Below are 24442 nucleotides of genomic sequence, written 5' to 3' on the forward strand. Positions count from 1 at the left end.
TTCTAATGTGTAATGTTAAATTGGTAATCAATACTAATAATTGATTTACCTGTTTTTTCCTCAACTTCTACACCATTTTTGATTACTGTTTTAACTTCAGGAATAATCTTAATTGGTGATTGTTGTGAAGCTTTGGCATTTTCAGAGATAGCATCAACATTTCCTAAATTTACATCTTGAATTGCTTTCTTATCTTTGTCAGCAAATTCAATGTAGTATCTGTGTTTTGGTTTTAATAAAGCGTCTCTATATTTAGCCATTAATGCATAGTCTGTTAATCAAGAAGTGTAGCCATAATCTTCAATTGTTTTCTTAGTACTTACATCTCCTTGTTTTTCAAGTCAGAATATGTTATTTGTCTTATGTGTATTGATTTTTAAGAATTCTGTTTCTTTAGTATCAATATCAGTAAATTTAATGTATTTAGCTTTTGCAGCTAAATCATTTGTTATGTATCCATACATAGCTAAAGCATCAAGTTCTTTGTTTCTAAAGATACCTGAAATACTTCTTTTTGAAACACCATAGTTTAATAATTGTGAAATGAAGAAAGCTTCAGGACGTCTTGTAATTTTATTTCCATTAAAGTCCTTTAGTCTAATGTTTTCATCTACAATTGGGTTTCGATCTGCATCATAAAGTTCCATACCAATAGTTTCTTTTTCAAATCTATCTTTAAAGAACCCATTGCTATTTGAAATAAATTTTCCAAAGTAGTTAGATGATAGGAATGAATTTGCAGTTAGGAAGTCTTTATCACTAATTTCCTTGAAAATAGGTGTTTTAATAGCAATATTGTGTTTAATCTTATTTTCAGTTGCTGCAAAGTATGCATTTTGCTTTGTTAGTAAGTAGTTAGCATAAATTTTGTATGTATCATCACCAGGTTTGGTTTTGTTGAATTTTTCAAGTGCAACTTCGTATTCAGCTTTTAATTTAGCAATTTCTTTATTTGCCACAATTTGATCTTGAATAGTTGCTTGAATATACTTATTTCATCTAGAAGATTCTAATGTAGCTTTTAGTCCTTTAGCAATGCCTTGAATATCATTACGTTTATCATTTAAGTAATTTAATTTAGTTCCATCCACAATGTAATCAAGACCAGTAATAGCTTCATTTAGCCCTGAAAGGTAATCAGGTGTATTACCAAAGTCATGAGTATCAGGTGAATAAACTGTTTGCACATAGTCTCTTGTTAAAGTTTCAGCAATACTGTAAATATAGTCAGTAAACTTATCATTTAATAAAGGTTCAACTCTTGTGTCATTGTAGTTAATTACATCACTTGAAGGTTCTCCTGAAGTAAATCCACCTCAAAAGACGTTAAATAAGTTAACATCTTTAGTGTCTAAGAAACCATGGTCTTTTCACATTAAGTTATTTCCAACTAATGCTAAAAAGTCTGATAAGCTGAAGTATTTAGCTTGTGCTTCTAATTTATTATCTTTTAATAACTCTTGTAAGAAGGCTTGCAATTTAGCAGCATCAAAAACTAAGTTAGTATTATCTGTTGCTTTTGAAGTATCTTCCATGTAGAACTTATTAAAGACTGGATCAATAATGGTGATTCCATATAATTTTGAAAAGACTGCACGGTGAGAAACTAAATCAGTTGCTGGAGAAAAGTCCACTACTGAAAGAACTAAATTAGAATGTCTAAATCTATACATTGCATAGTTAGCTAAAGCTTGTTTTTTATCTCCACTAGCTTGTTTAATAGCTTGAAGTAAGCTTTCTGCTTCTTTATTATTATCGTTAGCTGCTAAAAGTTCAATTTGGTTTAAGTCAAATTTAGATTCAACATAAGCAATATCTCAATTGTAGCTTTCGCTAGCTAAATCATAGCTTGCTTTAGCATAATCAATTGAAGCAAAGTTTAATAATTCATGGAATGAATCTGCCTTAAAGCTTGCTACTGCTTCAGAGTTTCCTGGAAGAGAAACGCTAGCATAGTTTTTAGCATTTGGACCTTTGTTAATTGCTTTAAGTAAAGCACGATCATTTGCATTAATTCCACTTGAAAATGGATTAATTACCATAGCACGAACTTGTTCACCAAATTTATTTAATGGGTTAGCTGCTAAATCTCTAACTGCTGAAGTTGACATTAAAACATCATTACGATCTACATAACCAAATAATGTGTCATTTTGACCATTAGGTGTGTTACTTCTAGCTGTTCATCCACTTCCTTCAAGGAAGCTAAAGATAAAGTGACTACTTCATCTAGCTTGGGTATCATTTGTACCATAGTCTTTTGCTAAAGAAGAAATTCTGCTAGCAAAAGCATTACGGTAGTTAGCTATATCTCCAAGGAAGTAATTTCCGCTCATGTAAGGGAAAACAAATTTATCAATACTTAAAGCAGTGTCATTTTCATCTTTTCTAAAGGCAAGCACTGGTTCAAGTCCACTATTTCTATAAATTGTAATCTTGAATTGATCACCATTTAGTCCTGTAGCCATGTCAACAATGTATCTATTAATATCATTAATTTCGTTTCTAAGTCCAGCTCTTAGTGCTAAGTAAGTATTTGCACTACGAACTTTATTTGCTCCAGTTGCTACAGCATTAGCATTTGAAGAAGGCTCAATTTCAACTTTATTGTCACGACCTTTTAAACTTTCAAGGATAGGAGCAATATTATTATCTTGGTTAAATAATGAAGTAGTAAAGAAGTCAAACTTACCACCAATTCTAGTTCCACTAGTATCTCAACCTGAATCAAACATGTCTTTATTAATTGTGGCACGGATTGAATCTTCAATTACTTTAGCTTGTGCATGTAAGTAACTTAAGCTTTCTTCATCAAGTGGTACATTTAAAGGCACATTAATTACAGGAGAATTATCCTTCTTAAACATGTTAATTTTACGGATGATGTTTGGTTTCTTTTCATCAGCTTCATAAATTTTAATAGTGAAGTTATTGTCATCACTAAATGTAACAATGTTGCTTAATGGGTTTCCATATCCATCTTTCATTTGTGAAATAACTTCACGTGCTGTAATTGGGACTAATTTGTAATTGTAATTTCCACTAGCTTTTTGTAGTTTTTCAAAAGCTTTGGCAATTCCTGAGATTCTAGGGTTTAAGGTTCCTGAATCAGCATCAAATGAGTTAGCGATAAATAAGTCACCTAAAGCCACGTGTCTTTCTTTAGCTGCTTTTACCATTCCAGCAAAGTCTTGTAGGAAACGACGTTTTTCATTTTTAAGCACATTGAAAATATCATCATTTGATTTTTCAGTTCCTCAAATATCAGCTAGTGCTTCAGTTTCAAATTTAGTTACCTTGCCATTTTCATCAAGAATTCCAAATCTAAAGCGAATAAATTTACCATATTCAGTAGGTTGATTATTAGCATTAACTCTAATTACATCAATGTTAGTTCTAGCTTCAAGGTAGTTAACTAAAGCTTCATATGAGTAATATGATGATTCATTAGCTCCACCACGAGTTGAAAGACCACCAACAATAATTGGGTTCTTATCATTAATTCAAGCTTGACCTTGATCTAGTGTATAGTGGTGTCCATATTCGTGAGTTGCAACATATTTTAAGAAGTCAGTTGGTACACCTTTAAATCCAGGAACTAAAGCACCTAAAACTAGAGGAAGTCCAATTCTATCTCCAGGAGTTAATCCACGGTATGGTCCATCTTGTAATTGGTATTGATATACACCATCTTGGTTAATAGTTCTTACAATGTGAGGTCCATTTAACTTTCTAAGTAAGTGTGGATATTTAGCTGTTACTTTTTGAATTAATCCTGTGTAAGCTTCATTATAAACTTGATATTTTCTAGCTTCCAATCCAACAATAGCTTTTCCATTTTGGTCAACTAAAGTTTTATCTTCAGGTGTATAGAACAATGTCACAGGGTTAATAGTTCCTAAGTATCCTAAAGCATCCTTAAATTGTTCGAACCCTTCAGGTTGATAGTTGTTGGCTTCACTAGCTGCAAATGAAAGGTATAATTCTTTCTTCTTATTTGCTTCATCTTGTAAAGTTACATTTAAAGTATGCATTTGTACTTCAGCATTATGTTCAATTTCCATTTTGGCAATTGAATATTTCTTAACTAATGCTTTTTGTTTTACGTAGCTAGCTTTTGCTAGTTCAGGCACAGAGTTTATAGCTTCTAAGAATGAAGCGAAATATTGCATAGGTTGACCATTACGTGGTTTATAAACAAAGATTGAATCATGCCCATTAGCATATGAGTCAATGTCATAAAAGTCTAGGAAGTTTCTAATTTTTCCATTAGCTACTTGTTTAAATAGTTTGTAGCTTTCATATGATCTACCTTGGATAGTTGCAAAGTTTAATGAAGTGCTATAAACGTTCTTGATTTTTTCTCTTTCAAGATTTTTTTCAGCACGTTGGCTAGGAGTATCACTAGCTAGATCTTTGATTTTAGCTAGTTGTGCTTCAACTTCTGTTTGATTTACTTCTGGAACATCTAAGTATTTAAAAGTAAGATTTAAATCTAAGTCCTTTTCGATTTCTTTTGGTTTATCTTCGCTTTTGTTATCTACTGCAGTTGTAGCTGAAATAATTTCAACTGGACGTAACATTTCAAAAGTAGCTTGTCCTAGTTCATCTGGATATTTAGCTTTAAGCTCATCAAATTGAGCTGGTGTTACATCAAAAGGTAAATAAAGAGTTTGATTACGGATAATTTGACCTTTAGCATTAATGCTTTGATCAAGTAACACTTTAAAATTTTCTCCATTTAGTTTGGTTGTAATTAAAATTTCCTTAAATGAACTATAACTTGGTAAAACGCTAGCATTTTTAATTGCTGAAGCATATGGAATATTTTTTAAATAGTCATCAAGTACTGCTTTTGAAACTTCACTTTTGAATGTTGAATAAGTTAAAGCATCAGGTGCATTCCCTCTTCCACCATTTTGTGAGTAAAGAGGTAATGACCCAAAGAAGGCATCTGGGAAGAATTTAATTTCACTAACTTCTTTATGTAATGTTGAGTGAGATCCTAAAGTAATTGCATTCCCATTTTGTTCAACCCCAGGTACGATTCTAAATGAATTAAGAGTTAAAAGGTCAGGTCCTCAAGCAACATTTTTAATAAACCAGTTTGAAAATTCAATAAATTGTTCAGGATGCACAGCTAAAACATACTCATTGTAGAAACTAAATGAGCCATATTTTACTTCTAGAACAAATGCTTCATTGAACTTTTCAAAGTATGCGTTAAAGAAATCAGTAAAGTTGTATTTCTTAGATGGGTCTTGAATAAATCAGTATTCAGAAGCATCTGGAGAAATTACAGCAACTTTATTTTTCTTTTGAGGGTCTAAAATTGCTAATTCCGGTTTTAGATTTCCTTCTTCGTCATAAATCTTTGCATAGTCATTGTTAAATAGCATCTTATTTGCAGGTGATAAAGGTCCTAATTTTTCATCAGAATTTTCTGCATAGGCAATCATTGAGCCAATTGCGATACCAGCACCAACTGATAAAGTTGCTAATGATAATAAAACTTTTGTTTTTAATGATCAATTTTTAATCATGTTCACATCCTTTTCTTCAATTTATTTTGGTTTATCTTATATTAATATAATTAATATAAGTATTTTACCATAATTTACAAAATAGGGGGTAAGTTAATTTCTAGTTCACTTTGGGCAAAATTTAATTTATATAGTGGAGGACAAAATGAACAAATGAAGTAAAAGATTTTTAATTACAGGTGGTGTTACTTTTGGAGCATCTATAATCGTATTAGCCAGTGTGCTAGGCGTATATGGTCAAAAGAAGGCTAAAGTTACTCAACCTGATAATTTACATTTAGATAAGGAAAGAAATGAGCCAATAACCCCAAGTGTTGATGAACTTGATGATATAACTTTTAAACCAAATAAAATTCACATCCCACAAAATCCTAAAAAAGCCTTTGAAAATCGAGAATTACTCTATGTTGATTTAGAGTCAAGCACGCCAGAAAAAATTACATGGGTAAGGGATGCTAAAAAGACTTATGAAAATATCAGCACTAGTTTTTCAACCCTTAGTGAAACATCTGATAAGAACTTTAAAGCAATGGAATCTCGCTTATTAGCAATTCAAAATATTAGTCAAAATCGTAATGTATATTCAAAATTAGTATCAGATATCTCTTGATGAAATCGCAATTACAATTCATTAATAACTCAAGGCACAAATAACATTATTTGGGATAAAAAATACCTACAAGATAGGCTTATTAATACTGATCTAAATAGTAAAAATAGGCTGAAAGATGATTTAGCTCGCTATATCATTAGTTTGCATCAATATCTCAGCATTTTTCTAAAAATGCTACAAACTGGAGATCTTTCTAATGTGCCAAAGATTAATATAGACAATAAAACTATTGATCTAAATAAATCGCTTTCGGGTGTTTTAACCTACCAGACAGCAGCAAAAGAATTTTTAAGCTATCTACAATCCATTGTAATTACAAGTAACAACATTGAAGATGTAATTTGAGAAGTGGATGATCGGATGCTAAAATTAGATAACTTATTGGCTGATTTATTAGCAACTTTATCAGTTAATGCTCACTATTTATCAGTTATTGAAAATCGAGAATTAGCAGCATGATTTAATTTAGCTTATGATAATGCTTTCTTATCAATGTCAAATACACTTGGAACCAAAAACTCTATCTGAGAGCAAAATCTGATTCAAAATCTACAATATGATATTAGTCTATATAACAAGAACTTGACAAATGAAAAGTTTAATTTAGAAGCTTACTTACATTTTTTAAACATTAAATATAAGAAATTAGGTGAAAGCTATATTTCTCTTATGCCTGAAAAGGGTCTTGGAAAAGAAGTTAGTGCAGTTATTGAAGAATTTAAACAAAATCAAGACAAAATTGATCAAATTGAGCAAAAATATATAAAAAATAAAGTTATTGATCAAATTATTAATTTAAGATATTTAGCCTCTGCTCTAGGGCAAAAAGGTTTAGATACTATTGAACAAAGTAAAAATAAATACTATAACTTTGCAGGTAACAAATTAAAAGAAGCATATCAATTTGCAAAGGAAAATAACGATAAATATTATGAAAATATTACTGAATCTATGCCTATTCAATATACACTTATGTTACTAAAAGCAAGGCTTAAAACTATAGACACTTATCTTGAAGGATTAAAGGAATTACAAACAAATGCATCACATTTATCTAGTGAAGTGCCAAGTATTTCACTTAATGTAAAAGCAAAGATTGAACAATATAAGGGCTATAGCGATCGCCTCAAGACAATGATTGAGGAAAATGAAACTATTTTGAAAAATGTTCCAAATGATGATTTATGCAATAAAATAAAAAATAACGATGAGGAAATAGAAACATTAATGGTGGATAGTGAATACGGAATTGATTTTCCAGCTGAAGGTTCTTATGCATTGTTGTCAAATAACATCAACAACTTATTAGATAATATAGCCATGGTTAATATGCATATAACTCATGAATTAACTAAAGATTGAAAATTGAGTTGTTCTGTATCAGATATTGATATCGACTATATCTTTAAATCCTATGAATCAGGCTTAAAAGCTTCTCAACATGAGTATGTTGAATTTCTTAAAAGAACATTTAATAGCATCAATTCAAATAAAGATGAGTTAAATAATCAAGTTGAAGCACATAGTGCTGCTAGCAAGGAATTTTTGACTAAATCATATGAAGTTCAACGTCAAAAAACCTATGCACAGCTAGCTCCTCTTGAAAATGAGTTAAGACAAGCGCTTGACAAAATGCCTAAAGAAATTAATAAAAAGAAAATTGACCCGCAAACTGCTGATTATTTAATTAAAGGATATAAAATTATTCTTGATTCTGCTATTGCCTTTCGAGATGAAAAATACATCTATAATTATGGAGAATTAGACGCAAACAAAATACTAGCAAGCGAGTTAAATCTTTATATGAAAAGAGCTGACTTGAATAAAAAGTTAGCTTCTGATCTGATGTATTCATTAATTAAAAATGTTTAAGTGCAAAAATATCCCAGCACTACGCTAGGATATTTTCTTATTCATATTGAGGTTGTGAGCTTTTAATGAAGTCTAATAAATCTTTAACTGAATTGAAATCAGCTAATGCAATTAAAATTTTGGCAGGGTTCTTGCTAATGTCTTCTGAATCAAAATTATAATTTGCAAATGGGTTTAATTCATTAATGTATACAATTCCATCTAATTTTGGATTTCTTAATTGTGTATAGTATGCTTCACGAGCAACTTTTAAAGCTTGTTTTAATGGTTCTAGGTTTTGAGCTTTACTATCTAACGCTTTAAAGTACTCAATGTTTGCATTGTAGTAAGCTTTTTCTAACTCATTTAGTCGTTTGGCTTCTTCAACTGGATCAAAATCATATTCTGAATCTGGTGCAGTATCTGCTTTAGCACCTGTAATATTTCTATATAGTTCGTTACTTTGTTGAAGTTTCTTAAGTTGTCCAGTTGTTAAATCATAAGCAGCAGCATCTAGATCTTTATATAGGTCAGTTACTGAATTATTAGTAAAGAAATCTGAATTTGCAATTGCACCTTGTCTCATTAAAATGTAAACTTCATTTAAAGGTATAAGAAGTGAGTTTTGTTTGTATTCTTTAGCTTTTTTCTTTTGCACACGAATTTGAGTTTCAGCATTTTCTTTATCATCTAAAGTATTTCTAATAGGAGTAGAAGTAATATTTAAGTTTTCAGCATCTTCGTATTCTTTTTCATCCTCATCATTAACATAGAAACTAAGTCCAAGTTTATATGCAAGTTCTTTATATGTGGCATATTTTGCACTTATTTCTGCTTCAGGAGTAGCGTCAAGTTCAACTAATTTTTCTTTTAAATCATCCACTGAAACAAGTAAATCATCTATTTTCTTATCCATTTCACTATCACCAGCAGCAAAGTAGTATTTAGTTTCACCAAATCCCTCTACTGTAGCTTTAGAAGCTGCTAATTCTTGCTTAAATTTATCAATAATTGCAACATTTGCTTTAGCTTGTTCCTTAATTGCACCAGCTTCAGTAGCATCAAATTTCATTGCTTTAAATTTGTTAACAATTTCTACATAGGCATCAATAATTTTTTGTGCATTATTAAGTTGTTCTTGGAATTGTTCAACTTTAGCATTAGCCTTTTTGCTTTGAGCTTCTAATTTAAGGAATTTGCTCATTGTTTCATCATCTACAGTTATATTTAAGTTCTTAAAGTAATTTAGCATTCTTTCAAATGTGTTAGCTTGGCTTTCAATCTTTTTGAATTTCAATAGCTTATCAAATGCAGATGAAATGTCGCTTTCAAAGGCTGCATTTGCACTAGTTCTTAAGCTTGATAGATGGCTTGCAATAGCTTTATACAACTGAGCAGCTACTGTTTTTTCCTTTCCATCTTCTTCTAAGTCATAGTACATTCTATTGTATCTAGAGATGGCTTGATTTGCTTTGATACGTGATTGGCTAATTTGATCTTGAAGTTTCTTTAGCTCAGCTTCTGTATCAATTTTATATGAAGCAAGTTTGTATTTAAATTGATTTAAGTAAGTAATAATTGATTGTTTACTAAAGAAGTCTTGAATTAAGTTAAATCTTCTTAAGTCAACTAAATCCTTACTAAAAGCAGTATAGTAGTTTGCATACATTACTGATTTTAAAGCAAATTGGTTTTCTTTATAAAACTTACTGTATAATGGTGCAATTTTATCTGCAATAGCTTCAAATTCTTTCAAGGCTTCGTTATCTGTAATGTTATTTAAAAGTGGAAAGACAGAAATTCTGTAGTTAACATCATATTTAGCTTGGAATTCATCTGCAGTTGAAGGGTTCTTAATTTTCTTTTCGAAAGCTTCAACTTCTAGCAGCATATATTTAGCAATTTGATCTTTTAATGTTGTTCCTTCACCTTTAGCTTGTTTATAAGTTTCAAGAATGCTATCAACCACCTTAATATTGTCATTTAATTTAGCAATTTTAGCTTCTTTAGCTTTAATTTCTTTTTCTTCAGTTGGATTTAATTTTTCTACTTTAGCTAAAGCATCCTTTTGAGATTGAAGTAATTTAGCTAAATCAGCAATTCTTCAGTCAAACAATTGATCCATAAAGGCTTGCTTTGGAAATGGTGATTGTACTTGAAGTGCATCTCCTAAAACAATTCTTTGTGCATTACTAAAGGCCATAGCATCTTTAAGTGCATTATATACCCGAATTGAGTTAGCATATGATAACTCAATAGAGTCAGCATCTTTAATAGTTTGTGTAATTTGGCTTCTTTGTAGTTCAAACATACGTTTGTTTTCTTCTACATTATATAGCTCAGGTTTTAAATTCTTAACACTATCAATCATAAATAGATTTAAACGACTAATCATTTTGATAGCATCAATAGCTGATGTACCTCTGGCTAGAAGTTTTTTACTTAACGTTTCAACTTTATCTTTAGCAGCATCCAGTAGAGCTTTTTGAGTATTTAATTCTTGAGTTAATTCTTGAATTTTTTCAGATGAAACTAGTTTTAATTCTCCACCTTCTGCATTATTAAAAATAGCATCTACATCAACCCCTAAATTCTTGAGTTCTTTAGTAAGTTTATCTACTTTACCTTGTAAAGTAACTACATCACTTTGCGCTTGATCTAATTCATCTTGTACATGTCCAATGACAGTGGTACTTAATGATGAAATTTTATCGTTTAACTCTTTAACAAAGTCACGTAAGGTTTTAACATCAAGCTCTGAAATGTTGCTTTCATCTTTCTTACTTAATTGTGCTTGTAAAACATCTTTTCTTTGTTTTAGTGATTTGTATTCTGATGGAGATAAGACATTAATTGTGTTTAATTTTCCATCCAGTGTAGCTAATGTAGCTTCTTTTTCAACATTTAATTCTTTTCTTCTTTGGGCACTTTCACCATTGTTGCAAGCTAATGCAGTGAATGGCACTAGTGTTAAACTACCAGCACTAAGGGCCAGTAAAATTGATTTAATCTTTGTCATGATTCTTCCTTATGTTTTATCTTAATATCTTCTTTATATTATATAAAAAGTAAAAAACGCATATACTGAAAAAGTTCAGTAATATGCGTTTACACATAAAATTGTAGTTTTATTATTTAACTACCATACCAGCAACTTCTTCAGCAAAGTTTGATTGAACTTTTTCAATCCCTTCACCTACTTCATATCTAACAGCACTTACTAATTCACAGTTGTGGTTTTGTAAGTATTTTGCTACAGATAATGAGTCTTCCATAACGAAAGCTTGTTTTTCTAAAACAAATTCTGATAATTGTTTGTTTAATCATCCTTCTGTTATAGAAATTTGAATTTTTTCAGGTTTATTTTCGAAACCAGCTGGTTTAACGAATCCTTCTTTGATTGATTCAAGTCTGTCAGCTGGAATTTCGTTTACAAGAATAAATTCAGGATTCATAGCTGATACATGCATTGCAACATTTCTTGCTGCTTCTGTGTTGTTTCCTTTAACAGTAACAACTGCAGCAACTTGTTGGTTTGCGTGAACGTATATTCCTAAAACTTGGTCTTCTTGAGCTTCTACTCTTGTGAAACGACGTAGAGAAATTTTTTCTCCAATAACTGCTGTAGCGTTAACTAAAGCTTGTTCAACTGTTTCACCATTTGCTAATTTAACATCTAACCCTTCTTGTAATGTGTTAGCTTTTGAGTTAAATAAAGCTGTAGAAACTTCACTTAATAATTGCATAAATTTGTCGTTTTTAGCAACGAAATCTGTTTCTGAGTTAATTTCAACTAAGATAGCATGCTTGTCATCTCCAAGAGCTGTTACAGCACCTTCAGCAGTAATACGTCCTGCTTTCTTAGCAGCTTTAACAATTCCATTTTCTTTAAGCCACGCAATAGCAGCTTCAATTTCATATCCTGTTGCTTCTAAAGCTTTTTTACAGTCAACAAGAGCTGAGTTTGTTCTAGTTCTTAGTTCTTTGATTAATTCCATTTTGTTATCTGCCATGATAACCTCCTAAATTTTTTAATTAGTTTGCTTCTGTTGTTTGAGCTTCTGTTTCAGATGCTCTGTTTGAGTTGTTTCCAAATGATGGTAATACAACTTTATCGTCTTCTTGGTAAGCAAATTTAACTTGTCCACCACGAGCTTTAACAATAGCATCAGCTAAAATTGTCATAATTAACATGATTGATTTAGCTGAATCATCGTTTGCAGGGATACCAAAGTCAAGTAAATCAGGGTTTGCGTTTGTATCTAAGATACCAATAACCTTGATTTTCTTTCTTTTAGCTTCTTTAACTGCGATTTCATCTTCGTTTGGATCAGCCACAATCATTACTTGTGGTAAACGTTGCATATCACGAATACCATTTAAGTTTTTGTGTAGTTTATCTAATTCTTTATTGAATTCTAAAGCTTCTTTCTTTGTGTATCCAGCAAAGTTTTTAGCAGCTTTTGCTTCAAGATCTTTCATTTTTTGTACACTTGACATGATTGTTTGGTTGTTTGTTAATGTACCACCTAATCATCTTTCAGTTACATATAATGAACCTGTTCTTTCAGCAGCTTCTTTAACAGCTTCACGAGCTTGTTTTTTTGTACCTACAAAAATAAATGATGCACCTTTAGATGCTAATGTGTTTACAAGTGAGTAAGCATATTCTAAATATTTTTGTGTTTTAGTAATGTCAATAATGTGTGACCCTTTGTTCTTTTTGTTTGGAACAATGAATTCCTTCATTTTAGGGTTTCAAGCGTGAGTTTTGTGTCCAAAGTATGCACCAGCTTCTAATAATTTAGTTTTTGATACAATTGGAGTTTTTTGTTCTTTTTGAACTTTTTCTTTTTTGTTTTCTGTTGTCATTGTAATTTTCCTTTAGTTTGTTTTTGCAAAATAAATATTTCGAACACCTAGCACTATGATTAGCACACCCAAGTGAATCCATATTTATTGATTTAGTTATGTAAGATTTATCTAATAAATAATTCTTGTTTATATTTTATAAAAAAGTTAGTTTTTTTGAAACTACTTTTTAATTTTTTTACTACTACGCTGTAGTAAAGAAAATAAAAAGGCTATTGCTAGCCTTTAAATTATTTAGCTTCTTTAGCGATTTGAACTAAAACAGAAAATGTTTTTGGTTCGTTGATTGCTAATTCTGAAAGCATTTTACGGTTGATTGTAACATTTGCTTTTTTAAGCCCATTGATAAATCTTGAATAGCTCATTCCTTCAGCTCTAACTGCTGCATTAATACGAGCGATTCATAATTTTCTAAAGTTTCTTTTAACTTGTTTACGGTCTCTGAATGCATATGTTCATGATTTAACAACTGCTTGTTTTGCTACTTTGTAACCAATTGACTTGTGTCCAAAGTATCCCTTAGCTAATTTTAGTCACTTTTTACGTCTTGCTCTTGTAACTGTTCCACCTTTAACTCTTGCCATAATTATTCCTTTCTAATAACGTAATTATCTATGTATTTGAAATCTAATTGATTAACAAGATTAGATTAATGCTTTAAATCTTTTAAGATCTGATTTTGACATTTGAGCAGATTTACGTGATTGACGTTTTTGTTTTGTTGTTTTGTTTTGAGCTAAGTGAGAACGATATGCTTGTTCTCTTAAAATTTTACCTGTTCCTGTAACTTTGATACGTTTTTTTAACGCACTTTTAGTTTTCATTTTTGGCATTTAATTCTCCTTCTTTAGCTTCTTGATTTGAATCAAGATTCTTTTCTTTTAAGTATTTTTGAATTTTTTGTTTATTTGGTTGGAGATTCATGTCAAGGAAACGATCGTTAACTAATTTAGGCTCTGAAGTTTTTTCAGCAATATCTTGCACTAAGGCAAAGAATTTTTCAATTGTTGCAAAACCTAAATCTTTTCTTCCTATTTCACGACCTCTTAGTTTTAAAGAAACCTTAATTCTGTCACCCTTTAAAAGAAATTCTCTAGCTTTTCTTGCTTTAGTTTGCAAGTCGTTTTCACCAATCATTGCAGTTAATCTAACTTCACGATTTTGAATTGTTGTTTGCTTTTCTTTGAGTTCCTTGTTTTTCTTCTTACGGTCATATTTGAATTTTCCGTAATCTAAAATACGACAAATTGGTTTAGGTTCAACGCTAATTAAAACTAAGTCCATTTTATAGCTTTTTGCTATCTCAATAGCTTCAGATGTATATTTAACACCAAGTTTTTCACCATCAGGTCCTAATAAGAAAACTTGTTTAAATGGGATATCACCATTAATGTAATGCTCTGAAGCTGGTTTTTTTCCTTTTGTTTGAATAATAACTCCTTAAATAAAATTTAAATTTAATAAAAAGTGGTTTCCCACTTCATCTACTAAAAAAGGTATCAGAATTATGATACGTTTAATTGTAGCTAAACCCAAGACTATGGTCATCAGGTGAGAAGTGTCTTCTACTTTTCTGCAATTAACTCTATTGCTTTTTAATTTTAACAAAAAAATTATGATTGTGAAATTTATAAATTGCTTGATTTGAATTTTTTAAAAACTTATAAGCCTATATTTAGGTTGGATTCATTTTGCCTGTCATTTTCCATGAAAAAAATTTAAAAAAATCAATCGTTTTGAATACAAAAATAATTTTTTATAATTGATTTTATGAAAAAGACACATTCAACTTCATTTAGTTTTGAAGTCAAAAAAGAAGTAATTAATAGTATTAGTAAAAAGCCTGAAATTGTCTCATTTATTAATGGGCTTGTTTTTTGTTCTGGTGAACTAGATAAAAATAATAATTATGTCTTATCCATTAAAAATGAATATTTAATGGATAAGGTGATCCGCAAGCTAGATAAAATTCACATGCCATATCAAAAGCAAGCGAATTGAAAATCTAAACTTGTCATTTTAGCTAATGCAATGATTTCTCCAGATCTTGATTATAAAGACTATCTAACATACTTCTTTGCTGGTGTCTTTTGTGGTGGTGGGAGCATTTCTGGTAAAAATTCTACTTCATATCACTTAGAAATTGCCTCACATAATCAAGCTCATTTGCAACAAATTCAAGCAAAACTGAATGAATATGAGTTTAATTTTAACTTTTTAGCACGCGGGAATAAATTTATTATATATAACAAAAATAAAGAAAAGCTAATCGATTTCCTAGCAGCAATTAACGCTAAAAACTCATGATATGATTTGCAAAACTTAATAATTAAGCGTGATTTTGAAAATGTAACTAATCGAATCAATAATATTGATCTAAGCAATATTAATAAAATAGCCCAAAGCACAATTCGTCATATTGAAAATATTAACTATATCTTTGAGCATAATTTAGAGCAATCTTTTGATGAAAATCAACTAGTTGCCTTCCGCATTAAGTCGGAAAATAAATGAATTTCATTAGCTGAATTATCTTATTTATTACAGCAACAACATAATATTTATATTTCTAAAAGTGGTCTCAATCACTGATTCCGAAAGCTTGATATGGTTGTTAAACAAGATAAAAAGTAATTTTAAAAATAAAGGAGCACTCTAAGGTGCTCCTATTTTTAAAAATTTCCTATTTTTTAAATTTAAGAGATTGTCTTATTATTCTGTGAAAATCTCTAGAAAAGATTATTTTATTTAAAATACGTGTGGGCATAATGCGTTTATTTCTACCAAGAAAAATACTTCTTTGGTGACTAAAGGTAATAAAACCAATATTACCATGATACTTTCCAGTTCCACTATTGCCAATACCACCAAAAGGTAAGTTTTGATTATAGATAAATTGTGAAGTCGCATTTCAAGCGATGCTTCCACTTGATACTCACATTTTTATTGTATCAAATATTTTTTTATCTTTCGAAAAAACATATGCAGATAATGAATCATCCAACAGTCCTAGTTCATAGGCTAATTCATCAAGATCATGATAAATTCTTATTGGAAGTATAGGTCCAAAGATCTCTTCTGTGGCCAATTTGCTCTCTTTTTGCAATTGGCAAAGGTAAATTTTATGGTCGTTATAGTCAATCTCTTGCTCTAGCATTTGATTCAAACGACTGATACTATTTGCATTTATTAAGTGCGCAAATTGTCCTTTGCCATTCAATTGATTATCTAGTAATTGATGCAACTGAAGAGTAAACTCTTGGTAAAAGCTTTCAGCTATTGTTGCATCAATCAAAATAAAGTCTGGCGCCAAGCATGTTTGACCAGCATTCATTAATTTGGAAAAGATTAACTCTTGACATGTTAAAGCTAAGTCTGCATCCTTAGTAATGATAACTGGATTTTTGCCACCTAATTCAAGTACACAAGGAATCATCTTGCTAGCTGCTTTTTGATACATAATCTTTCCAACTGCCTGAGATCCTGTGAAAAATAAGAAATCTGTTTCATTATCAATAATTCGATTAGTTTCTTCTATGCTGCATTCTACAACTTTAACTTCATCCTCTGTAAAGACATTAGCTATAATTTGCTTGATAATTGCATTAGAATGCTTTGAATGTTCAGATAGTTTTAAGATTACCTTATTCCCAGCTGCAAACGCATTAATTAATGGAATGAAGGCTAATTGCAATGGGTAATTTCAAGGAGATATAATAAATACTGTACCATATGGCTCATACTCTATTATAGATTTTGTACCTAAAAGAGAAATTGGCGTAGCAACAGTCTTAGGTCTTGCTCATTTATTAATCTTTCTTATGTATAAATTTAATTCATTAATAATTGGCAAAATCTCTGTCATGTTAGCTTCATTTTTAGATTTTCCTAAATCTTTTTCTAATGCTAAGCACATATCATCTAAATTATTGTAGATTGCTTTTTTTAGATTCTTTAATTTGTTTTTTCTTTGTTTAATATCCATAGTATAAATATTAACAAATTTTAAGAAATAAAAAAAATAACGTTAGAAGTTCTAGCGTTATCTTATTTAAAACTTTTTATAAGATAATTGGTGCGCGAGAAGGGACTCGAACCCTTATGCCGGAGGCACTAGAGCCTAAATCTAGCGTGTCTGCCAATTTCACCACTCGCGCATAAAATAAGGTTTAAAAATTATTGAACATGACGTCCAATAATAGATAAATTTTCCAATTTAAACCAGTTATTGGTGCCGTTTATAGGACTCGAACCTACGACCTACTGATTACAAGTCAGTTGCTCTACCAACTGAGCTAAAACGGCATGGTGGAAGATAAGGGACTCGAACCCATGACATTCGCCTTGTAAGGGCGACGCTCTCCCAACTGAGCTAATCTTCCAAATGGCAGTCTGTACGGGGCTCGAACCCGTGCATGCATGGATGAAAACCATGTGTGTTAACCACTTCACCAACAGACCATAAATGGCGCCGATTATTGGGATTGAACCAACGACCAACTGGTTAACAGCCAGCTGCTCTACCGCTGAGCTAAATCGGCACGCCTTATTTATTTATATCGCTTATATATTATAGCACACATTCAAAATTTAAGAAAAATATTTTTAATTTTTTTCATTCAATTTTTTGCCATGTGTTTAAAAGCAAGAATATTATAGCACGAAAATTAGAAATCATATATTTTTTATGTAAAAAATATTATTTTAATCTATAGATGATTTAGTACGTTAACTGCGCTAAAATAAGTCTAAACGTTTAATATAATAAAGAGAATGTATAAAATGTTTATAATGTTTTTGATCTTCTATTTTTAATAAGTAAGGATCACTTTTTTCATTTCTTATTTTATATTAATTAAAAGCATCCCAATAATTTTATCAAAGTATTGTATTTATATTTGTTTTCCCTTAATATGTCCAAATTTGTATGTTCCATTAAAAATAAAACTATATTTAAATATCATTTTATTTTTCTATTTGTGAATAATGATATTTAATCTTTACTACATATTATTGAGATTCTTTAGAGATTAGCTGGGCCAAAATTTATAGAAAAAAATAAAATTTTGAATAATAGGTCAAATAATTGATATAATAATTATGCCATTAGAACGATAACACCCTAACCTGGTCAGGATAGAAATAAAGCAGCCACGTGGGAAAGTATTGTGTCTAGTGGTTTTTGTTTTAGCTAAAAATAAAAAGAAGCAAATGCTTCTTTTTTTAAATTATATATAAGAAATTATTCAACTGTAACTTCAGCACCAGCTTCAACAAGAGCTGCTTTAATTTGTTCAGCTTCTTCTGGTTTGATGTTTTCTTTAATAACAGCAGGTAATGTATCAACAATTTTCTTAGCGTCCATTAATGGTAATCCTAATAAGTCTTTAACTACTTTAATAATAGCAACTTTTTTACCATTGTCAGCTTTTAAAACAACTTTAACGCTTGATTTTTCTTCGCTTGCACCTTCTGCTGGAGCAGCAGCAACAGCAACAGCAGCTGTTGGGTCGATTCCGAATTCTTCTTTCATTGCTTCTACAAGTTCCATAACTTCTTTAATTGACATTTCTTTTAATGATTCAATAAATAATTCTTTTGTTAATTTAGCCATAATATAATGTCCTTTCTTAAATTTGATTTATATATTATTCTGATTTACCTTCACTTACAAGTTTAAGTGATAATGAGATTTGTTGTAATGGTGCCATCATTGAACGTGCAAGGATACCAAGTGCTTCTTCATATGTAGGAAGTGTAGCAACTTCGTTAACACCTTTAGCATCAATAACTTTTCCTTCAAAAGTACCAGCTTTAACTACCATTAATTTGTGTAGCTTAGCAAATTTTGTTAATAATTTAGCAGCAGACATATCATCATTGTTTGAAAAAGCAAAGATGTTAGGTCCTACTAAATAATCAGCTAATTCACCGATACCTGTTTCGTTTGCTGCAAGTTTAAATAAACGATTTTTGTAAACTTTAATATCAACACCTAATTTTTTAGCTTCTTTTCTGAATTCTTCTAATTCTGAAACTGTTAAACCACGGTATTCAGCAAAAGCAACAGCTTGTGAGCTTTTGATTTTGTCAACGATTTCTAAAACAACTTCTTTTTTAGCTGCTTTTAATTTTGATTCTGACATATTTTCTGCCCCCTTTCAAAATTTATTGCAATACAATTGAACATTTGAAGTGATACACTCGGTAACCATGAAATTAAGCTTGCGCAGTTACTGTCTTTATGTATTGCGAGTAAATTATAATATAAAAAAGCTAAAAGCATAACTAAAATGTACTTTTAATTATATTAACCATTTTTAAATCTTTACTCTCTGAATTTAAATGCTAAAGGTAGTTTTTTAAACACCCACGTCTTTGAGACTTTATAATCTTTTTTATATTTTGAAATAAAAAAAGCTTAATAATGAACTATTAATATAGTAGAAAAGTAATTACCCTCTTAGTAAGCAGTAACTGCAGTAATATTATTAACATTAATATAAAACCTTTATTAATTGAATTAAATTTGGTTATAAAAAGTTCTTACTTACATGTGCTAAGGGGTGACAAAATAAATCTTATTTTATATTCAACACAAATTATATTTTTCTTGTGTATCTTATTTGCAGTTATCATAAAATTAAGTTAGTTCATTTCATTTTTGTTTTTACACACTAATTTTATAACAGGAACTAAAAAGATGCCAGCTCCACTTCTGTTTTAGTGGAATGTCATCTTTTTAATTTTTATTTTAATTTTTAATAAAAATATTTTAAGAACTTTCTTGCTTTGCAAAAGTCACAATGTTATAATATAAGGTGGAGAATAAATGTTAAAGAGAACGAACATATTAATATTGACATTATTAGCTAATGGTATCAAGACTCTTGATGCCAGATTTAAAGCAGTTAAAAATGGTAAAAGACATCTGATTTTTGATCTTGAACAAGCATTGAATATATGACCAATGGCGCTAGTTGAAAGACACGATAATGAAGAATGTACATTGCCAATTGTCCCTGTAGTTGATAATGTTGTATTAAATTGTAAACATCATGACATTATTCAGAATTTACCATTTGTTAAAGAACTAAAAAATATTTTTTCAAAAGAAACTTTTGATGATTTTTTAAATGTCTTTTACTGATATATTGGTGAACCAGTTGTTGAATACTGCGATAGATTAGATTTAAGAGCACTTAGCAACCCTATTAGTTACATCGAACGCCTTTTTGATGGGTCATTAATTAAAAATGATGCAAACTTTTCTTTAGGTGATTATAATTTTGATTTAAATAATGATGAAAGTTATAATTATTTCTTTTGATCACCTAAATTTTTCGCGCAAGATACAATGGACGATGATGTCCTTCTTTTGGACTCGTTAAATCGTCCATTTTCTTATACAAATTTTCAAGAAATTGCTAACTTATCTAACTACATAGTTGCCAATTATTCATCAGATCTTTTTAAAGCTCTAAATAAAGAAAATATTGATTTTTGCTTGCGTTTAAACAACTTACATGACATTTATAAAAACATTTATACAAAAGGGTTTAAATTCTCTGTAAAACTAATGGAACGGTATAAAAATAATCTTATGGACCGGCCTTTCTTGCTTAAAATAATCTCTATAAACTATAAAAAATACTATTTATATTGTTATTTTGTCCCAACTGCTAATGAAGTCAATGCAGTAAAACGTGACTTACTTATTGACTTTTGATACTCACCGCAAAATCAAAAACATTGTTTTGAAATATTTCAAGAAACATATGCTAAATTTTTCTTAAGCAGCAAGAAATTAGTACTAAAAAAATTAAAGCTACTGCCAGTTTATAATTCAGATTTAGAATGAAACCAATACATATTAGATAAAGCTAATTATCTTTCAGAAACTTCAACTAAAGGCCACACACCTAAATCAATTTATTACTTAGGATTGTATTTACTTTTTGTAGAGGCAGCTTTAAGTGATATTACCACTCGTATTAATGCAATTATGCAAAATATTTATTGCTCAGATCACCATTATAGTTTGAAAGATGTAGTAGAAATCTTAAAATTTAATGAATCACTAAGTGGAATAAATGCAGCTACTTATAAAGTTTCAACCTCTCCTGCAGTCACATTGGATAAATTACGTTATTATAAAAAATTTTTAGAATTGCTTGTATCCATTATTACCAATAATCAATAAATTTTATATAATTCATTACATGAATGGTTTAGGAATAGATATTACAAATATTTCACGCTTTTTAAATAAAGGTGAAATATTTTGAAATCGCGTTTTATCAGCTGATGAATTAGTTTACTTTAATAAACTTGATACCCCCGATTCAAAAGCTAAATTTCTAGCACGCTCATGAGCTATCAAGGAAGCGATTTTTAAAGCTGATAACACTTATATCGATTTTAGAAAAGTCAACATTAAAAAAGACCCAGAATCTAAACTATGAAAATTTAAAGATTTTTTAATTTCAATTAGCTATGCTGATGACTTCGTTATAGCTGTTGTTACTAAACAATAGAAAGGCCTTTATGAAAAAAACTGCATTAAACATAACTTTTAAGAAAATTATTTTATCTCCATTATGAGCTGCACGCTTTTTAAACTTAAAACTCAAATATCGTAAATATAAAAAAGATGCTGACCAAATACAATCTATTGAGCGTTATAAATATTTACTAAAACTAAGCAAAAAAATTCTAAAACTATACAACATTGATGTTGTGATTGAAAATTATGATAACTTACCTGCATCTGGTAGCGTTTTAGTAATGCCAAATCATAAGTCACTTTTTGACCCACTTATTATGCTTGTAGCTTTAGAAAAGCAAACTTATGAAGCAAATGCTAAAGAATTAATTCCAACCTTTGTTGCTAAAAAAGAATTAGCTGATGCTAAATTTATTAAGAGTGCATTGCATTTACTAAATACATTCTTTGTTGATCGCAATAGTATTAAACAAAGTTTAGTGGAAATGAATAAATTTGCAGAATTTATTAAATTAAACAAAACCTATGGTGTGATTTTCCCAGAAGGAACTAGGGTTTTAGATCAACCACTTGGTGAATTTAAATCAGCTCCTTTTAAACTTGCACAGAAAGAATATCTTACAATTCAACCTGTAGCGATTTTACACTCACAGGAAGCTGATAACAGTAAACGTAAAGGCAGATTAACAGTAACAGTAAAATTCTTGACACCACTAAAACCTAATAGTTTTATTACTCAAGATTCTGCAAAAGTCGCAGCTCATGTACATTCAATAATTTTAAAAGAGGTTGATACTGATGGCGCTCAAAACTAATCCTTACTACAGCGAATACACCTTTCAATTACAAGATTTTGATGGCCCATTAGATTTACTGTTATCTCTTATCAAAGATAAAAAAATCAGTATTTTTGATATTAACTTAGTTGAACTAGCTGATCAATATTTAAAAATTATTAATCAATTAAAAGATAGTGAAATTGATATTGCTGGTGACTACTTAGTTATGGCTGCTACTTTATTAAAAATTAAAGCTAGCATGGTTTTACAAGATCCAGAAGCTGAAGAACCTGCTGAAGTTGTTGAAGAAAAGAATAAATTGATTCAACAACTTGTTGAATATCAACAATTCAAAGAAATCAAAGAAGCACTAAGAACATTTGAATCTGATCGTGAAGACATGTTTATCAAAGCACCTTCAAACGTAGATGATTTTATTGTTGATAGTGACGATTCAAGATTAGATGGTCATTCTAACCCAGTTAAACTTATTTCAGTCTTAAGAAAAATGTTTGAAAGAGTTTATGCACAACACTTAAGAACAACTAAATTAGAAACATTTAACTTATCACCTTCTGACCAATTCCCATTTATTAAAAAATTACTTAAGGAACATGAAGTATTAACTTTTGAAATGGTCTTTACACAACCATCTCTAAATCACTTTGTTGTTACCTTACTTGCTGTTTTAGTATTAGCTAAGCAACAAGTTCTAGTAATTGAACAAAAAGAAGAATTTGGTGAAATAACTATTAAACGAGGAGAGCTTTACAATGAAAAATAAGATTTTAGAAGCTTTATTATATATTCAAGGAGATGATGGTTTAACACTTGAACAAGTGAAAGATATCTTCTCTTTAGCTACCTTAGCAGAAGCTAAAAAAGTTATGTCTGATTTCCATGCCTATTTTAATGATATGGAACTTGGAATTAAAGTTGTTAACTTTAATGAAGTTTATAAATTTGCAACCAGAGAAACATTTAAGGATTATGTTTCAAAAATGGTTTCAATTGTTAAAAAACAAAGATTATCTAATGCTGCAATCGAAGTTGCAGGAATTGTTGCTTATAAGCAACCAGTTACACGTAGTCAAATTTCAGTAATTCGTGGTGTAGCATCTGATCAAGTAGTTAATACATTACTTGTTAAAGGTGTTATTGAAGAAGTTGGAATTGCACCAACACCTGGAAACCCAGTTTTATATGGTGTTACTAACAAATTTTACGATCACTTCAAACTAACCAGTATGCGTGATTTACCTAAATTAAACGAATTCAACTACGTAGAAGGTGTTGAAAACGAAAACAGTGATTTCGATTTATTTTCATCACAACGTGAAGAATAAGTTGGCGAAGCCAATTTTTCTTTTTTAATAATATAATAATATAAAGAGGTTTTATGCTAGAAATAAAAGCAACAAAAAATGACGCTGGTAGAAGTGTATTTAAAGTAATTAGTAAATATTGTTCAACACTACCACTAAGTCGTATAGAAAAGATCTTTCGTAAGAAAGATATCAAAATAAACAATGAAAGAAAAATCACAAAAAATCAAATCATTTATGAGGGTGACTTAATTTCAATTTATGGAATTTTGGAAGATAGCGCTGAATTTAAGGAAGCTGAAGTAAATACAGCTAAGCCTAATTTTAAGGTCTTATATGAAGATGAGAATATTTTAATCATCGATAAGCCAACTGGTGTTGAAGTTCATGGTGAAGATAATTGCCTTGATAATCAAGTCTTAACTTACCTTAACTTTAAACCTGTAGATAGTTTTAAGCCTTCTCACATTGGGCGTTTAGATAAAGAAACAAGTGGTATTATTCTATATGGAAAAAATTATCAAACAGTTTCATATTTTAATGATCATTCAGATAACCTAATTAAGAAATATACTTTTTGAAGTAATATAAATCTAGAAAAATACACTAGTGCAAATCCCTTAGAGATTACTTTATACTCAGCTAAGGATGAGCCTAACAAGCGTATGAAAGTAAGCCCGAAAAAAATCCAAAATGGAAAAATCACAACTACTTTATTTTACATGGAAGATGGCAAAAAAGTTGCTCAACTTGTTACTGGTCGTAAACACCAAATTAGAGTAACATTGAAATACTTGGGATATCCAATTTATGGGGATAGAAAATACCATGGTCCAAATGCTAAAAGATTACAATTACATTCATATAGTTTAAAATTTCAAAATATTACAGGTGATTTAAAATACCTAAACAACTATGAAGTATTTTCATTACCTAACTTTAAAAAATAGGAG

At 29.9% G+C, this 24442-nt stretch carries 18 protein-coding genes, 5 tRNA genes and 1 other RNA gene; 9 read left to right on the forward strand and 15 right to left on the reverse strand.

Going from position 1 to position 24442, the window contains the following annotated elements:
- Window positions 1-2: 2 nt before the first annotated feature.
- A complete protein-coding gene (locus ACNQ2T_RS02030; RefSeq protein ID WP_418035865.1) occupies window positions 3-5543 on the reverse strand; it encodes a PDxFFG protein in 5541 nt (1846 codons plus the stop codon).
- A 145-nt stretch (window positions 5544-5688) separates the two neighbouring features.
- On the opposite strand from ACNQ2T_RS02030, the gene ACNQ2T_RS02035 reads away from it, so the two are divergent.
- Window positions 5689-8028: a hypothetical protein gene (locus ACNQ2T_RS02035; RefSeq protein WP_418035866.1), complete on the forward strand. Its 2340-nt coding sequence runs from the start codon at window positions 5689-5691 to the stop codon at window positions 8026-8028.
- A gap of 37 nt (window positions 8029-8065) precedes the next feature.
- Here the strand turns inward: ACNQ2T_RS02035 and ACNQ2T_RS02040 are convergent, their stop codons facing one another.
- From ACNQ2T_RS02040 to infC, 6 genes are all read right to left on the reverse strand, one after another.
- On the reverse strand, window positions 8066-11026 hold the full coding sequence (locus ACNQ2T_RS02040; RefSeq protein WP_418035867.1) for a hypothetical protein: 2961 nt from the start codon (window positions 11024-11026) through the stop codon (window positions 8066-8068).
- Window positions 11027-11138: 112 nt separating this feature from the next.
- Complete coding sequence (gene tsf, locus ACNQ2T_RS02045; protein ID WP_416741847.1) at window positions 11139-12020, reverse strand: translation elongation factor Ts; 882 nt, start codon at window positions 12018-12020, stop codon at window positions 11139-11141.
- 22 nt (window positions 12021-12042) lie between these two features.
- Complete coding sequence (gene rpsB, locus ACNQ2T_RS02050; RefSeq protein WP_416755622.1) at window positions 12043-12879, reverse strand: 30S ribosomal protein S2; 837 nt, start codon at window positions 12877-12879, stop codon at window positions 12043-12045.
- 230 nt (window positions 12880-13109) lie between these two features.
- Window positions 13110-13463 (reverse strand): 50S ribosomal protein L20, encoded by a 354-nt coding sequence (gene rplT / locus ACNQ2T_RS02055; protein ID WP_416738679.1) that lies wholly within the window; start codon window positions 13461-13463, stop codon window positions 13110-13112.
- Window positions 13464-13523: 60 nt separating this feature from the next.
- Complete coding sequence (gene rpmI / locus ACNQ2T_RS02060) at window positions 13524-13703, reverse strand: 50S ribosomal protein L35 (protein ID WP_369810263.1); 180 nt, start codon at window positions 13701-13703, stop codon at window positions 13524-13526.
- Window positions 13693-14313: a translation initiation factor IF-3 gene (gene infC, locus ACNQ2T_RS02065; protein WP_418018175.1), complete on the reverse strand. Its 621-nt coding sequence runs from the start codon at window positions 14311-14313 to the stop codon at window positions 13693-13695. The genes rpmI and infC overlap by 11 nt, the downstream gene beginning before the upstream one ends.
- Window positions 14314-14649: 336 nt before the next feature.
- On the opposite strand from infC, the gene whiA reads away from it, so the two are divergent.
- On the forward strand, window positions 14650-15513 hold the full coding sequence (gene whiA / locus ACNQ2T_RS02070; protein ID WP_418006344.1) for a DNA-binding protein WhiA: 864 nt from the start codon (window positions 14650-14652) through the stop codon (window positions 15511-15513).
- A 49-nt stretch (window positions 15514-15562) separates the two neighbouring features.
- On the opposite strand, the gene ACNQ2T_RS02075 is transcribed toward whiA, so the two are convergent.
- The 6 genes from ACNQ2T_RS02075 to ACNQ2T_RS02100 form a co-directional block, all read right to left on the reverse strand.
- Window positions 15563-16864 carry an aldehyde dehydrogenase family protein gene (locus tag ACNQ2T_RS02075; protein ID WP_418035868.1) on the reverse strand — a complete coding sequence of 434 codons (1302 nt, stop codon included), beginning with the start codon at window positions 16862-16864 and terminating at the stop codon, window positions 15563-15565.
- Between the two features lie 88 nt (window positions 16865-16952).
- Window positions 16953-17036, reverse strand: a tRNA-Leu gene (locus tag ACNQ2T_RS02080).
- Window positions 17037-17108: 72 nt separating this feature from the next.
- Window positions 17109-17184, reverse strand: a tRNA-Thr gene (locus ACNQ2T_RS02085).
- Window position 17185: 1 nt separating this feature from the next.
- Window positions 17186-17261, reverse strand: a tRNA-Val gene (locus ACNQ2T_RS02090).
- Between the two features lie 3 nt (window positions 17262-17264).
- Window positions 17265-17340: transfer RNA gene (locus tag ACNQ2T_RS02095), tRNA-Glu, on the reverse strand.
- 5 nt (window positions 17341-17345) lie between these two features.
- Window positions 17346-17420: transfer RNA gene (locus tag ACNQ2T_RS02100), tRNA-Asn, on the reverse strand.
- Window positions 17421-17974: 554 nt separating this feature from the next.
- Between ACNQ2T_RS02100 and ffs the strand changes: the two genes are divergently transcribed.
- Window positions 17975-18071, forward strand: an RNA gene (ffs, locus tag ACNQ2T_RS02105) — signal recognition particle sRNA small type.
- Window positions 18072-18121: 50 nt separating this feature from the next.
- Here the strand turns inward: ffs and rplL are convergent.
- Together rplL and rplJ are read right to left on the reverse strand one after the other, a co-directional pair.
- Complete coding sequence (rplL, locus tag ACNQ2T_RS02110) at window positions 18122-18493, reverse strand: 50S ribosomal protein L7/L12 (protein WP_416738676.1); 372 nt, start codon at window positions 18491-18493, stop codon at window positions 18122-18124.
- A 34-nt stretch (window positions 18494-18527) separates the two neighbouring features.
- Window positions 18528-19025 carry a 50S ribosomal protein L10 gene (rplJ, locus tag ACNQ2T_RS02115; RefSeq protein ID WP_416738675.1) on the reverse strand — a complete coding sequence of 166 codons (498 nt, stop codon included), beginning with the start codon at window positions 19023-19025 and terminating at the stop codon, window positions 18528-18530.
- Between the two features lie 686 nt (window positions 19026-19711).
- Here rplJ and ACNQ2T_RS02120 point away from each other — a divergent pair.
- From ACNQ2T_RS02120 to ACNQ2T_RS02145, 6 genes are read left to right on the forward strand one after another with little or no spacing between them, the layout of a single operon-like run.
- A complete protein-coding gene (locus ACNQ2T_RS02120) occupies window positions 19712-21082 on the forward strand; it encodes a hypothetical protein (RefSeq protein ID WP_418035869.1) in 1371 nt (456 codons plus the stop codon).
- 19 nt (window positions 21083-21101) lie between these two features.
- Window positions 21102-21416: a 4'-phosphopantetheinyl transferase superfamily protein gene (locus ACNQ2T_RS02125; protein ID WP_416755618.1), complete on the forward strand. Its 315-nt coding sequence runs from the start codon at window positions 21102-21104 to the stop codon at window positions 21414-21416.
- 10 nt (window positions 21417-21426) lie between these two features.
- On the forward strand, window positions 21427-22200 hold the full coding sequence (locus tag ACNQ2T_RS02130) for a lysophospholipid acyltransferase family protein (protein ID WP_416755617.1): 774 nt from the start codon (window positions 21427-21429) through the stop codon (window positions 22198-22200).
- The gene (locus tag ACNQ2T_RS02135) at window positions 22184-22948 is read left to right on the forward strand and encodes a segregation/condensation protein A (RefSeq protein ID WP_416755616.1); all 765 of its coding nucleotides are present in this window, start codon (window positions 22184-22186) and stop codon (window positions 22946-22948) included. The genes ACNQ2T_RS02130 and ACNQ2T_RS02135 overlap by 17 nt, the downstream gene beginning before the upstream one ends.
- Window positions 22938-23510 carry an SMC-Scp complex subunit ScpB gene (gene scpB, locus ACNQ2T_RS02140; protein ID WP_416755614.1) on the forward strand — a complete coding sequence of 191 codons (573 nt, stop codon included), beginning with the start codon at window positions 22938-22940 and terminating at the stop codon, window positions 23508-23510. Before ACNQ2T_RS02135 ends, scpB begins: the two co-directional genes overlap by 11 nt.
- Before the next feature lie 53 nt (window positions 23511-23563).
- Window positions 23564-24439: a pseudouridine synthase family protein gene (locus tag ACNQ2T_RS02145; RefSeq protein ID WP_418035870.1), complete on the forward strand. Its 876-nt coding sequence runs from the start codon at window positions 23564-23566 to the stop codon at window positions 24437-24439.
- The last annotated feature ends 3 nt before the right edge of the window (window positions 24440-24442 follow it).

It is taken from the genome of Mycoplasma haliaeeti (genome assembly GCF_048284645.1).
Lineage (GTDB): Bacteria > Bacillota_I > Bacilli_A > Mycoplasmatales > Metamycoplasmataceae > Mycoplasmopsis.